Genomic DNA, 13310 nt, shown 5'->3' with positions numbered 1-13310 from the left:
GCAAAACCGTTTCCTATACATTTGTTTCCTGCATAGCAGCGAATTCATCCTCAGAAATAAGGACATCTCTCGGTTTCGTTCCTCTTCCTTCAGAAATAATTCCTTGCGATTCCATCTCTTCAATGAGACGTGCCGCGCGATTATAGCCGATGCGGAATTTTCGCTGTACAGAAGATGTGGACGCTCCCCCTTGTTCTACAACAAATTGACATGCATCAAAGAACAATTCGTCTTCCGACTCAGCTTGTTCTGTTTTCGCTAATAAATCCTCTTGTTTAAATAAGTAGTTCGGCTTCATTTGCTTTCTCACATGATCAACTGTTTTCTCAATCTCATCATCCGATACATATACACCTTGTACACGAACTGGTTTAGACGTACCGTTTCCTAGAAATAGCATATCACCACGGCCAAGTAATTTCTCCGCGCCCCCAATATCAATAATTGTACGCGAATCAACTTGAGATGATACAGTAAACGCAATACGCGTTGGAATGTTTGACTTAATTAAACCTGTAATAACATCTACAGATGGACGCTGCGTCGCTACTAATAAATGAATACCACACGCACGTGCTTTTTGCGCAATACGACAAATTGCTTCTTCAACATCACCAGGTGCTACCATCATTAAATCGGCTAACTCGTCAATGACAATAACGATATAAGGTAATGTCTCTCCCGGAATTTCTCGCCCACTTACAATCGTATTGTAACGAGTTAAATCACGAGCACCAGCGTGCGCAAACAATTCATAACGGCGTTCCATCTCTTCGACTGCCCACTTTAAAGCCGCTGTTGCTGCTTTTACATCTGTAATAACAGGCGCTACAAGATGTGGAACAGAATTGTATGGTGCAAGCTCAACCATCTTCGGATCGATTAACATTAACTTCACTTCATGCGGTTTCGCTTTATATAAAATGCTCGTTAAAATTGCGTTAATGCACACACTTTTCCCAGAACCTGTTGCACCCGCAATAAGTCCGTGTGGCATTTTCCGAATATCAGTTACAATTGGATCGCCTGAAATATCAAGACCGAGCGCAACTGTAAGCGGTGATTCGCTCTTTGTAAACACAGGACTTCTTAAAATTTCACGAAGAAACACTGGCTTACTTTCTTTATTTGGAACTTCAATTCCAATCGCACTCTTCCCTGGAATTGGCGCTTCAATACGAATATCTTTCGCAGCTAAGCTTAACTTAATATCATCACTTAAATTTGTAATTTTATTTACTTTCACACCTGGGTCTGGCTGTACTTCAAAACGAGTTACTGCTGGACCTTGTGATACGTTAATAACATGTGCACCAACATGGAAATTATTAAACGTTGTATCTAATAATTCTTTCTGTTCATCCAACCATTCCGTATTATCTAACGCTGCTTGCTGTGGAATTGACAATAATGTTAATGGCGGAATTGTATATGTCGGTGGTGTTTGCAATACATTTCGCATATCGTTCTCTCTTTGATTGACAACATATGCTTTCTCTTGTACTTCCGTACTTGAAATTGGCTTTTGTACTTGCTCTACCACTACCTGTTGCACTGGTTTTTCTTCCACTTGTGGTTCTACCACTACTTGCTGCATTGGACGTTCTTCCACTCGGGATTCTACCACTACCTGCTGCACTGGTTTTTCTTCCACTTGTGGTTCTACCACTACCTGCTGCATTGGTTTTTCTTCCACTTGTGGTTCTACCACTACCTGCTGCATTGGTTTTTCTTCCACTCGGGATTCTACCACTACCTGCTGCATTGGTTTTTCTTCCACTTGTGGTTCTACCACTACTTGCTGCACTGGACGTTCTTCCACTCGGGATTCTATTACCTCTTGTTGCATCTGTTGTTCTTCTACTTGGTGTACAGGCTTATTCTCTACTCGTTCACTCATAGAAGATTGCATTGCATTCATTCTAGCCGCATGTCTTTCCCTTAATCGCGTTCTGTCTTGTTTCAACATAACAACATTAAATGGTACATGACGCTTTTTCTCACGTTTTGGCTCTTCTTTTTGTACAACTGGTTGTTCTTCCGCAATCGGTGCTTCTTCTACAACTCGGTGTTCTTCCACAACCGGTGCTTCTTCTACAACCCGTTGTTCTTCCGCAATCAGAACTTCTTCTACAACTCGGTGTTCTTCCACAACCGGTGCTTCTTCTACAACTTGTTGTTCTTCCACAATCGGTGCTTCTTCTACAACTTGTTGTTCTTCCACAATCGGTGCTTCTTCTACAACTCGGTGTTCTTCCGCAATCGGTGCTTCTTCTACAACTTGTTGTTCTTCTTCAATCGGTGCTTCTTCTACAACTTGTTGTTCTTCCACAATCGGTGCTTCTTCTACAACTTGTTGTTCTTCCACAATCGGTGCTTCTTCTACAACTTGTTGTTCTTCCACAATCGGTGCTTCTTCTACAACTTGTTGTTCTTCCACAATCGGTGCTTCTTCTACAACTTGTTGTTCTTCCACAATCGGTGCTTCTTCTACAACTTGTTGTTCTTCTGCAATTAAAACATTCGCAAAGCTTTGAACATCTTTCTTCGTTTGTTCATCAGCCTCAGCACCATGTATGAATTCGTTCTTTTGTTCAATTGCTTCATTTAACAACATTTCTTGCTGCGTTTCCTCAAGTGCTACAGGTTCCACTTCTTCTAGCTCTTCTGCTTCCGCAATTACTTCCACTTCTTCTGGCTCTTCTGTTTCTGCAATTACCTCCACTTCTTCTAGCTCTTCTGTTTCTGCAATTACTTCCACTTCTTCTAGCTCTTCTGTTTCTGCAATTACTTCCACTTCTTCTGGTTCTTCTGTTTCTGCAATTACTTCCACTTCTTCTAGCTCTTCTGTTTCTGCAATTACTTCCACTTCTTCTGGCTCTTCTGTTTCTGCAATTACTTCCACTTCTTCTAGCTCTTCTGCTTCTGCAATTACTTCCACTTCTTCTGGCTCTTCTGTTTCTGCAATTACTTCCACTTCTGGTATTTCCACAATGATTGTTTCTTCAAGCTTTACTTCTGCTTTAACAATCACTGATTCTTCTGGAGCTTGCTTTTCTACTTCAATAGTAGGTTGTTCTATTTCTGTATTACGTTTAATTTCTTCTGATAATATTGTATCCTCGTGCTCTACTTTAGAATCTACTAATTCTGCTTGTAGAATGTTTCGGGCCACTACATCACTTTCTTGCTTAGTATCTTCCATACGCTCAGCGATTGTTTGATGAAGTAATTCAGCCGCTGGAACTTCCTGCGGTGCACTCATTTCTTGAACCACTTCTTTTTCTTCTACTATAGGCTCTTGGCGTTCAATTTCATAACCGTTTTTCTCTAGCCATTGATCGACAACTGACTTTTCTTCCTTTTTACTTGGTTGATCTCGCTGATCAACTCCTTCATGACTGGAAGAAGTCTTTGCTTGTCCTTCAGAGAAATCAGATAATGTATATCCTTTTTTCTCTAACCAGGCATCAACAACTGATTTACCCTCTACAGATATTTCAAGGTCTTCTCTTTCCTTTTCTTCCTCCTGTTGTACAACTTTTTTCTCTACTGAAGGACGATTATATCCGTAAATTGGCGAAATCATTTCTGTTGGACGAAATGGTCTACGGTTACTTTCTTGCGAAGGTACAGGTGCTTTTTTTACGACAGGCTCTTGCTCCGGTTCATATTGCATTTCCGGCTCTTCATATGTAGAAACTACCTTCTCTACATACTGTCGTCTACTTCTTTCCACTTTGATTCCTCTTTGAATAGGCTGAGTTTCATATGTTACACCTTGAACAGGTTGTTCTTCAAAATGCCCTGTTTCTATAACATCCTCTTCATCGAACCCATTATCCGGTACTAATGGAAAACGGCATTTACCTGCATTCCTACTTGCCATTTGTGCTTCTCTTGCTTCAGTATAGTGGTTTACACGAGGAATTTTCGGCTGACTTTCAATTTGCTTTGGTACTTCTTTATTCATCGCTGTTTGTTCTTCCTCTTTGTTAAACAGCTTTTTCATCCAATCTAACATGCTTACCACTCTTTCTACTAAATAGTAACATCCTTTATTGTATCAGCATTCCGCAAAAAGTGCAGGTAAAATTAAGCATGTCATATTTATCCATAATTCTAATTTACGAGTGTTTTCATATAGAAAAACGCAGCCTTCCATGTAAGACTGCGTTTAAGCTTTACTCTTCCGATATTCATCTACACTATCCGTTACACTTTGTAATAAAGAATTTACATACTGCGGGTCAGATAATTTTTTATCTTCTTCAGGATTTGACATAAACCCAAGTTCTAATAGTACGCCAGGAACTTTTGACCAATTAAACCCAGAAAGATCATCCCTGAATTTAATTCCATTTACTTTCACTTGCTGATTCTCTCTCATTTTATTTACTATCGTTTGAGAGATTTGAAGACTTTCCGCATAAATCTCTTTGGTATACGGGCTTCCTTCTGCCGGCGTTAATACAGCGAATCCACTTTGATTCAGATTTTCAGAACCATCTGCATGAAGACGTAAAAACAAATCTGCCTTATGGTCATTCGCAAATGTCGCGCGTTCTTTATTACTCATATCAACATCTTGTGACGTTCTCGTCATTAATACTTGTATACCTTTTGCTTCTAACTTTTCTTTTAATACGAAAGCCATTTCTAATACAAGAACAGCCTCTCTTTTTTTCGTCACAATACCAGTTGTACCATCTGTCACTTTATATTTTTGCGTCGTTGCTCCTGGACCAACCGGCTCTAAATTTAAATTCGCTTTTTGTTGATGCCCCGGATCGATAACAACAAGAAACTTTCCTTGTTTTTCATTACTCTCTACTTTTTGTTCATTCTGTTGTACTGGTTGCTCATTTGGCTGCACTGGCGTAGCTTCCTCTTTCTTTTCCTCGGCCGGCACTTCCTCCTGCTTATGCTCCACTTGCTCATTTGTTTGAACTGCTTGTGGTTCTTCTTTCTTTTCTTGTTCTTCCTGCTGCTTTTCTACCGGTGCGTCTTCCTTTTTATCTTCGCTTGTTTCTTTTATAGAAGATGTTGTTTCTTTTTTCGGTTGTTCTTGTGAGCAACCTCCCATATATATTCCAATGAATGCAATCATGCTCATTATTTTTATATACTTCATGTTTTTCTCCCATCACTTTGCACCGGTCTCAAAGTTTTTCTTATAATTGTTTTATAATCTCAGCCATATTTCCAATATGAACGGGTTGCCACGTTTCTGTACCACGCTCCGCAGTATAAACTAGATAAGCATCATCAGCCACATTTACGAAAACCGGATCCCCCATATCTGTTTCATATCCGATAACAATCCATTCTTCTTGCCATTTACCGTTTTCTCCACTTATTAATGAATTTTTATGTTTATCATATCGGTAACCAATTTGCCCTTTTTCTAATTCATTTTCGCTAAACAAATATATTTCATAAGAACCTAACTCAATATCTTGCTGTTTTGAAGTTTCAATTCGTTTCAGAAGTTCTGCGATTTTTAGTTGTTGTTTCATACGTCTATCCCCTTCTATTTTTCTAAATTTTAACTAGTTTGTTTATAAAATACAATATAGATTTTGAGAAAAAAAGTGACATCCTATAATATGAACGATTTTTTGAATATATCTGTCACAACTCGCGATATATCAACGATTTTTCAAATATATCTATCACAACTCGCGATATATCAACGATTTTTCAAATATATCTATCACAACTCGCAATATATCAACGATTTGACACAGAATATCGACTTACCAGCAAAAAATGATAAAACAAAAAGAGAGGCTGTCCAAAAGACAACCTCTCTTTTCTTATATCAATTAAAATTTAAACTCTTGTCCAACTTCAAAGCTATCTTCTAATACAAGAATACCTTTTTCTTGTGGAGCATCTGGAAGCTCTAATTCACGTGCTGAGCAAATCATTCCAGAAGAAGGAACACCGCGAAGTTCAGCTGGTTTAATTAGCATACCGCTTGGCATTACAGCGCCGATTTTTGCAACGACAACTTTTTGTCCTGCATCAACGTTCGGTGCGCCACATACGATTTGTAATGTTTCTGTACCAATTTCTACTTTACAAATGTTTAACTTATCAGCATTTGGATGCTTCTCTTTCTCAGCTACATAGCCTACAACAAATTTTGGAGAAAGATCTGCTTCTACTGTTTCTTCAAAGCCGTTCTTCGCTAAAATTTCGTTGATTTTCTCAACAAGTTCTTTCGTTAATGTAAGGTTACCTGTTTCTGTTACTTCTAAATAAGAAGATGCATTAAAGATGTTGAATCCTGCTGTTACATTGCTTTCACGATCGTATACGCGTGCAACATCTCCTTTGCGATCAAAAGTACGGTTCTCTAAAGTAATATCTTGTAAGGCAACAATTAGAGTGTCACCAATTCCTTCAAGGTTGTAAAAAACGTTCACTTCGTTCATCCTTTCTCTTTTCCATCTGTCTTCTTCCGATTCTTCGCTAAAATAAAGATTGGTTCAAAGTCCCCATCTTCATATACGAATGAAAGTGATGTAATCGGAACATGCCCTTCGGCAAAAAATTTCATTGTCATTTGTGCAATAATATCATAACCGATTTCGTTGACGATATCAGCAATAATTAATACATCTTGGTGAGGAACAGCCACAACCATATCACCAGAAATCTTTTCACGCATCGATTGTAGTAACGATTCGTTTAAAATACGCGTCGCATCATACCCATCATTTGTGTTTAAAAAGTAGAATGTATTCCCTGCTACTGTGTCTTGTTTAAATTCATAACCTAATGAGCGAGCGTTGAATAATGCCATTTCACGCACTTGTTGCTCTGTAAGTTCTAATTTTTGTAATAGACGCTCATCAATGAGTCGATACGTTTTATTCGAATCTAACGCATAGTAAATACGTGTTTCCGCCGTATGATCCGTCATAATAAACGGATTTCCTTCTTCTGCTTGTTTCGGAAAAGAAGTAGAGCGAATAACAGGTAAAATTTTCGCTGCGTTATTTTCTTCTTTATGCATCGCAATTAGTGCTTCTTGTACGTAATAAGCAACTTCTTCAATCGCCTTTTCTTTGTTCACTTCCCATTTTGCTACAACTCCTGGAAGCGATACGTTAATACCTTTTTTCGAGTCTTTTTGTTCTATACGTAGAACTTCTTTCTCGCTATCATACTGAAAGTCCCATTCCGGGCGAGATAATTTCTTCATTAACTCATCTTTCATCTTTTTACTTGTCATCTTCATCTCTTTTTCCTCCCTTCCAAAAAAATAACCTCCCCCGCGAAGGTAGAGGTTGTTTTACAATTCAATTGGCAAATTGCCTTATTTTAAACCTTCAATAAACTCTTCGATTTGTTCTTGTGTTTTACGATCTTTGTTTACATAGCGACCTGTTTCTTCACCTTTATTGTACGCTACAAAGCTCGGAATGCCAAATACGTCTAATTTTACACATAGATCAATAAACTCATCACGATCTACATAGTAAAATGAGAAATCACTATATTTCTCTTCTACTTCTGGCATAAATGGATCTACAAAGCGGCAGTCTGGGCACCATTCTGCTGAGAACATAAAGACTACATTCTCTTCATTTTTCAATTGTTGGAATTGCTCCATGCTTTCTAATGATTTCATCTATATTTCCTCCTCTAACGAGTGCATTTTTTCATGTTATAATCTTTCTTTTATACTACCATACATCGCGCACGGTGCAAGGTTTATGCTTGCTTTTCATCATACTTATATTGCCCAACAAGTAACTTAACAACGTGTACAAATAATTCTGTGCGATCAACATAATCATCTGTAAAAATACCGATAGCACCTTCGTGGCTTCGAATATCTTTTCGCTGTACAAATTCTTCCATCACTTCGCTTAACTCTTTTCCTTCTTCCAGTGGCTTTAAAAAGTCATCTGGTAATTTAATACGAGCGCCTCCTGCAACAAATACTCTACCGTCACTTGTCGCCAAAGCACCCCAGTTACACATAAATAAGCCGTGTGCTGTTTTCATTACGCCGCCTTCTAGACCAATACCAATTTGAGCTTCTCCTTCTTGCAGCGCTCGCTTCGCTCTATTAACCGCTCCTTGCATCGTCTCTTCATCTGTAAACGGCTGGTTTGCTACTCCTGAAGGAACAGAAAGCGACGTAATTTCAGCATCTCTCCAAACCTTCTCCACAGCTCCAACTTTCGTTTTATTCTTCGATCCAACTACTACTTTCATTCCGCTCACCTCTGTAAAAATTTATCACTTTGTTCTAATATCCACTTCCGGTACAAATTAAGCACGAACCACTACCGCATATCACCGGGGCATCTATTCAACCTAAAGAAAGAGGTTTTTCTCACAACATTACCGGCTTCGAACTCAAAAACAGCCTTCCTCTCTCTTCCTATCCGCGGTCTTAATACATCATTCGAGCACCCATTAAGCACTAACCGCCACCACACACCGATGGGTCATCTCTTCAATCCAAAAAAAGAAAGGCTCTTCAGCCCTTCTTCCTTACGCGTTATTCTTAATTGTCTCTAACGTCGTTTTATCCGTTGCTCTTACAAGCTTCGTAATTAGTTCTTTCGCTGCCGCATAATCATCAACATGTAAAATAGAAGCATGTGTATGAATGTAGCGTGCGCAAACACCAATTACTGCTGATGGGATACCTGAGTTACTTGTATGTACACGGCCCGCATCTGTACCACCTTGTGAAATAAAGTATTGGTACGGAATGTTGTGTGTTTCAGCTGTATCTAAAATGAATTCGCGCATTCCTCTATGTGTTACCATCGTACGGTCGTAAATACGAAGAAGAGCACCTTTTCCTAATTGACCGAACTGCGTTTTATCACCAGATGCATCGTTTGCTGGACTTGCATCAAGCGCATAGAAAATGTCTGGTTGAATCATATTTGCAGCAGTTTGTGCACCGCGAAGACCAACTTCTTCTTGTACAGTCGCACCAGAGTATAATGTGTTTGGTAATGTTTCGTCTTTTAATTCTTTTAATAATTCGATTGCAAGGCCACATCCGTAACGGTTGTCCCAAGCTTTCGCCATAATTTTCTTTTCATTTGCCATCGGCGTAAACGGACAGATTGGCACGATTTGTTGTCCTGGTTTTACACCAATTTCAATCGCATCTTCGTAGCTATCTGCACCTATATCAATTAACATATTTTTTATATCCATCGGTTTTGCACGTTGCGCGTCACTTAATAAATGAGGCGGGATAGAACCAACAACCCCAATAACAGGGCCATTCTTCGTCATCACTTGTACACGCTGTGCTAATAATACTTGGCTCCACCAGCCGCCTAACGTTTGAAAACGAAGCATCCCGTTTTTCGTAATTTGCGTAACCATGAAACCTACTTCATCCATATGACCTGCTACAAGAACACGTGGGCCAGTTTCGTCCCCTTTTTTCAGACCAAATACGCTACCTAAACCGTCTTGCACAATTTCATCCGCATATTTGCTTAATTCTTGCTTCATAAAACGGCGTACATCATGTTCGAAACCTGATGCACCTTGTAATTCTGTTAACGTACGAAATAATTGTAATGTCTCTTTATTCACGAAGTCCCCTTCTTTCAAACCTTAGTAGAATACCTCTTTTATTGTAACGAAATTTTCGAAATGTTTCTAGTTTCTTCTTTTTTAACTGTATTTGCTTTATAATTATTATTGGTACACTATTTTTATTTTACAGAATTGAGGTGAATATATGAGCTGGAAAGGTTTAGTAGCAGGTCTTGGCGTTGGATTCGCAGCTGGTTATCTCGTTGCAAACAAAGTACAAGAACAATCCCATATTTCTTCAGAAAAAGCATTGAAAATGGTGAAACAAGCATTAAGTCATAAAGGTGAAATTACTGGCTCTTGGGTACATATGGTTCCAGAGACATTTGAAAAATATGATGTCGCATACGAAGTTTATCGTGGCGGTCTTACAACGATGTTAGATGATATACAAGAACGATTTGAATTTTTAGTTGATGCTAAAACAGGTACTGTTTTAGAGGTTATAGCAGCATAAAAAGGAGGGTTCCCATTAGGTGAACCTCTTATTTTTTTGAAATTACGGGTAGTGATTGAAATTATATCAGCGATTTTTCTGTTATCGGCTTACCGACAAAAGCCGATAACAGAAAAAAAGGCTGCCCCAACAGACTTCTGGAACAACCTCCTCCTTTTAAGCTTCTATACTCGTTTTCCGCTCTATCTTTTCTACAATATGCCCTTCCTCATTCCACTTTACTGCACGGTAATACGCGTCATGATAAAACGTAAACCATGCCTCTTTTTCAGCGCCGTACTTCATCCACTTTTGCTTATTTTCAATCGATGTCATCGGATAATCATCATAGGCCATTACCCATAGTACATTTTGATGTGCATGCGTCGGCAAAAGATCTGCTAAATGAAGCATCGTTTCACCTTTACTTTCCAAAGCAACAACTGCATGTCCATCACTATGACCGCCCGTATGCGCCATTTTTATTTCATCTGTAATTTCTATTTCTTGCTGAAACGTAACAACTTGATCTATAATTGGCTCCCAATTTTCCTTCCAATATGTATTGCGCGACCTGATATTTGGGTTCCTCATTTCATCCCATTCTGTTTCACTAACGTAAACTTTCGCATTCGGAAACGCTGGCACAAGTTGATCACCTTTCCATTTTGTTAAACCAGATGCATGATCAAAATGCAGGTGTGTCATTAAAACATAATGAATATCTTCAGACTTTAATCCTAGTTTTTCTAATGATTCATAAACCGATGACTCTTCTGTTACACCTTGATTTCGCTTCATCTTCTCATTCAATTTACCGTTTCCTATTCCGGAATCAATCAGCATATTACCATCTTTCGTTTGCAAAAGTAACGGATCTGTTCGTAAATAAATATGGTTTGTATCATTATGTTTATATTTACGTGACCAAAGTACTTTCGGCACGACACCAAACATTGCTCCTCCGTCTAAATGTGTATTCCCGCCTTTTAACCATGTCACTTTTATATCTCCAATTTGTAACTGTTCCATCACACATCCCCCTTTTTATTTAATTTTAACATAAAATTCTGATTATTTTAGTTACAAAAAACCTATGCATTACTGCATAGGCTCTGTACGATATTTCGCTTCAACTCGGTAAATACGATGACCTTTACTAGAGAATTTTTCTTCGTATTCAGTCATGATGTTACCTTCATAATCACTATTATGAAGATCTAAGCTTAAGTAAGTTAGTAACATACCATACTCAGCCATACTCATTAGAGAGTATTCAAATAAACCTTGGTTATCTGTTTTGAAATGAATTTCTCCACCTTCTACTAACACTTCTTCATAATTGCGTAAGAACGTTTTATACGTTAAACGACGCTTCGTATGACGTTTCTTTGGCCATGGATCTGAGAAGTTTAAATAAACGCGATCAATCTCACCTTGTGCAAAGAAAACTTTTAAATCTTCAGCATCTTTATTAATTAACTTTAAGTTCGGTAATTCTTCTTCAATTAATTTATCAAGTGCATCTACAACAACACTCGTGAATTTTTCAATTCCAATATAATTAATATGCGGATTTGCTTTTGCCATATCATACATAAAACGACCACGACCTGTACCTACTTCAATATGAATTGGGTGGTCATTTCCAAATACTTCTTTCCAGTTACCAGCGCGCTCCTCTGGGTTTCCGATTACGATATGTGAATACTCATTAATTCGATCCATTGCATATGGTTTATGTCTTAAACGCATAGATGTTTCCCTCTCTTTACATAGCTATTTTAAAGGAATAATTCCTTCTTTCTGTTTTAATCAATCTCCCAAACAAAAAACCAAGTACGTACGAGCACTCGGTCCGTTTCTTTCAAGTATAAGATGTACCATTTTGATAAAAACTACATACAGCATTAAACATTCCATGACGAAACAGCTTTTTCTCTTACATTTGAAGAGAAAAACAATCGAAAGGATGATCCGTTCATGCCAATTAATCAACAACATCAATTAGAAGTGCTGAAAGATATTTTAGTCAATCACCAAAGTGATTGCTGCGGGACAGTTTCTGAATGCGAGCAATTAGAGCGTCTCATTCAATCGTTACTCGCAAACGATAATATAAGTAGTGACGCTAAAACAATGCTAAACGATGTATATTCTTATAGTCAATCGGGTAAATCTTCCTCTAATTTGGACAACCACATTTCCAATAATCAAGAACAACTTACTCAGTGGATTGCTGGAATGGACAATTTTTCTTAAGTATTACTCTGAAGCAAGTAGTTGCTGTAAATATTGATGCCAATATTCAGCTTCTGCTTGCTGCTTTTTTGTTGTGTGCCATTGAATAGACAAAATCGTTTGTGCTATTACATACCATCTCATACGCCTAAGCAGCGATTCATCCATTTCAATATCATAATATTCGAGCCACTCGCTCCATTCTTGGCGCGGAATGTACCAATATAATAACATACCGAGGTCTAGAGCTGGGTCAGCAATTACAGCTCCATCCCAATCAATTAAAAACAACTCATCTTCATCCGACAATAACCAGTTGTTATGGTTTACATCACAATGGCATACAACGAATTCATTGTATTCAATATCTTTTAATGAATCCATTAAATATTGAAGGCCTTGCTGAATTGTTTCATCATCCCTTATATCTCCTCTTAAAACAAGTTGCAGTTGTTGTAATAACTCTTGTGCGTGAAGCGGCTGCTTCCCAAGTCTTTGAATCATCTGTACAAGCGCTTTAGAGGAGTGTATTTTCTTCAAAAGTTTCGCAACACGTTCTAGTTTCATATCCTCTGGCTCTAGCTTCTGTCCCGGAAGCCATTTTTGAGCAGAAATTACATCACCGTTCGTTACCCTTCTTGTCCAAAGTAATTTTGGAACAATTCCTTCTGCTGACAATACCGCTAAAAAGGGCGATGTATTCCGCTTTAAAAATAACTTCTGTTGTCCGTTTTGCGCAATATATGCATCGCCCGTTACTCCACCAGCCGGTACAAGACTCCACTCTTTTCCTAATAATTGTTCCAACCATTCCATATTCATTACCCGTTAACAAATCCTTATCTTTTATAGTTATGAAAAGAAAAACCGCAACATTTCTACACATGTTGTGGATTCATATATATTTTACCGTAAATGAAAAGAAAACTTGGCATAAGCCAAAAACTCTCTATTTTATTTTACAAAACCAGTCATAGAATGACAACTTATCAAAATCGTCACCTTTGTCAATTCTACATTTATTACATTCTCATCG

General features: G+C 38.2%; 13 protein-coding genes. 2 read left to right on the top strand and 11 right to left on the bottom strand.

Annotation, left to right across the window (positions count from 1 at the left end; translation table 11 throughout):
* Positions 1-13: 13 nt before the first annotated feature.
* The 8 genes from QCI44_RS03960 to QCI44_RS03925 form a co-directional block, all read right to left on the bottom strand.
* A complete protein-coding gene (locus QCI44_RS03960; RefSeq protein WP_353811008.1) occupies positions 14-4024 on the bottom strand; it encodes a DNA translocase FtsK in 4011 nt (1336 codons plus the stop codon).
* 153 nt (positions 4025-4177) lie between these two features.
* Positions 4178-5134, bottom strand: coding sequence for an N-acetylmuramoyl-L-alanine amidase (locus QCI44_RS03955; protein ID WP_016135478.1), 957 nt, complete (start codon positions 5132-5134; stop codon positions 4178-4180).
* A gap of 40 nt (positions 5135-5174) precedes the next feature.
* Positions 5175-5519 carry a hypothetical protein gene (locus QCI44_RS03950; protein WP_016085909.1) on the bottom strand — a complete coding sequence of 115 codons (345 nt, stop codon included), beginning with the start codon at positions 5517-5519 and terminating at the stop codon, positions 5175-5177.
* A gap of 309 nt (positions 5520-5828) precedes the next feature.
* Positions 5829-6443: a YtpR family tRNA-binding protein gene (gene ytpR, locus QCI44_RS03945; RefSeq protein WP_016136869.1), complete on the bottom strand. Its 615-nt coding sequence runs from the start codon at positions 6441-6443 to the stop codon at positions 5829-5831.
* Positions 6440-7252 (bottom strand): DUF1444 domain-containing protein, encoded by an 813-nt coding sequence (locus QCI44_RS03940; RefSeq protein WP_016135479.1) that lies wholly within the window; start codon positions 7250-7252, stop codon positions 6440-6442. Before QCI44_RS03940 ends, ytpR begins: the two co-directional genes overlap by 4 nt.
* Before the next feature lie 78 nt (positions 7253-7330).
* Entirely contained in the window at positions 7331-7645 is a 315-nt protein-coding gene (locus QCI44_RS03935; RefSeq protein ID WP_000838193.1) for a thioredoxin family protein, read from the bottom strand.
* An 83-nt stretch (positions 7646-7728) separates the two neighbouring features.
* Positions 7729-8238 (bottom strand): DUF84 family protein, encoded by a 510-nt coding sequence (locus tag QCI44_RS03930; protein ID WP_016136870.1) that lies wholly within the window; start codon positions 8236-8238, stop codon positions 7729-7731.
* Positions 8239-8520: 282 nt separating this feature from the next.
* Positions 8521-9594, bottom strand: coding sequence for a M42 family metallopeptidase (locus QCI44_RS03925; RefSeq protein WP_001031515.1), 1074 nt, complete (start codon positions 9592-9594; stop codon positions 8521-8523).
* A gap of 148 nt (positions 9595-9742) precedes the next feature.
* Here QCI44_RS03925 and QCI44_RS03920 point away from each other — a divergent pair, with 148 nt between their 5' ends.
* A complete protein-coding gene (locus QCI44_RS03920) occupies positions 9743-10054 on the top strand; it encodes a PepSY domain-containing protein (protein WP_000118541.1) in 312 nt (103 codons plus the stop codon).
* Positions 10055-10210: 156 nt separating this feature from the next.
* On the opposite strand, the gene QCI44_RS03915 is transcribed toward QCI44_RS03920, so the two are convergent.
* Complete coding sequence (locus QCI44_RS03915) at positions 10211-11065, bottom strand: YtnP family quorum-quenching lactonase (RefSeq protein ID WP_016085905.1); 855 nt, start codon at positions 11063-11065, stop codon at positions 10211-10213.
* Positions 11066-11134: 69 nt separating this feature from the next.
* Positions 11135-11788, bottom strand: a complete 654-nt coding sequence (gene trmB, locus QCI44_RS03910; protein WP_016135481.1) for a tRNA (guanosine(46)-N7)-methyltransferase TrmB — start codon at positions 11786-11788, stop codon at positions 11135-11137.
* Positions 11789-12016: 228 nt separating this feature from the next.
* Here trmB and QCI44_RS03905 point away from each other — a divergent pair, with 228 nt between their 5' ends.
* Complete coding sequence (locus QCI44_RS03905; RefSeq protein WP_001122235.1) at positions 12017-12295, top strand: YtzH-like family protein; 279 nt, start codon at positions 12017-12019, stop codon at positions 12293-12295.
* Positions 12296-12298: 3 nt separating this feature from the next.
* Here QCI44_RS03905 and QCI44_RS03900 read toward each other — a convergent pair whose 3' ends face one another.
* On the bottom strand, positions 12299-13096 hold the full coding sequence (locus QCI44_RS03900; RefSeq protein ID WP_016085903.1) for a phosphotransferase family protein: 798 nt from the start codon (positions 13094-13096) through the stop codon (positions 12299-12301).
* Positions 13097-13310: the final 214 nt, after the last annotated feature.

Origin of the sequence: Bacillus cereus group sp. RP37, from assembly GCF_040459695.1 — a bacterium.
In the GTDB taxonomy this organism is placed as follows: Bacteria; Bacillota; Bacilli; order Bacillales; family Bacillaceae_G; genus Bacillus_A.
The sequence above is the reverse complement of the archived record's forward strand: the minus strand, read 5'-3'. Positions and strand labels throughout refer to the sequence as shown.

Excerpts from the sequence above, each read along its gene's own strand:
- QCI44_RS03905 (WP_001122235.1), top strand. The coding sequence starts at position 12,017 with ATGCCAATTAATCAACAACATCAATTAGAAGTGCTGAAAGATATTTTA.
- QCI44_RS03915 (WP_016085905.1), bottom strand. The coding sequence starts at position 11,065 with ATGGAACAGTTACAAATTGGAGATATAAAAGTGACATGGTTAAAAGGC.
- QCI44_RS03955 (WP_016135478.1), bottom strand. The coding sequence starts at position 5,134 with ATGAAGTATATAAAAATAATGAGCATGATTGCATTCATTGGAATATAT.
- QCI44_RS03940 (WP_016135479.1), bottom strand. The coding sequence starts at position 7,252 with ATGAAGATGACAAGTAAAAAGATGAAAGATGAGTTAATGAAGAAATTA.
- QCI44_RS03935 (WP_000838193.1), bottom strand. The coding sequence starts at position 7,645 with ATGAAATCATTAGAAAGCATGGAGCAATTCCAACAATTGAAAAATGAA.
- QCI44_RS03950 (WP_016085909.1), bottom strand. The coding sequence starts at position 5,519 with ATGAAACAACAACTAAAAATCGCAGAACTTCTGAAACGAATTGAAACT.
- trmB (WP_016135481.1), bottom strand. The coding sequence starts at position 11,788 with ATGCGTTTAAGACATAAACCATATGCAATGGATCGAATTAATGAGTAT.
- QCI44_RS03900 (WP_016085903.1), bottom strand. The coding sequence starts at position 13,096 with ATGAATATGGAATGGTTGGAACAATTATTAGGAAAAGAGTGGAGTCTT.
- ytpR (WP_016136869.1), bottom strand. The coding sequence starts at position 6,443 with ATGAACGAAGTGAACGTTTTTTACAACCTTGAAGGAATTGGTGACACT.
- QCI44_RS03930 (WP_016136870.1), bottom strand. The coding sequence starts at position 8,238 with ATGAAAGTAGTAGTTGGATCGAAGAATAAAACGAAAGTTGGAGCTGTG.
- QCI44_RS03960 (WP_353811008.1), bottom strand. The coding sequence starts at position 4,024 with ATGTTAGATTGGATGAAAAAGCTGTTTAACAAAGAGGAAGAACAAACA.
- QCI44_RS03920 (WP_000118541.1), top strand. The coding sequence starts at position 9,743 with ATGAGCTGGAAAGGTTTAGTAGCAGGTCTTGGCGTTGGATTCGCAGCT.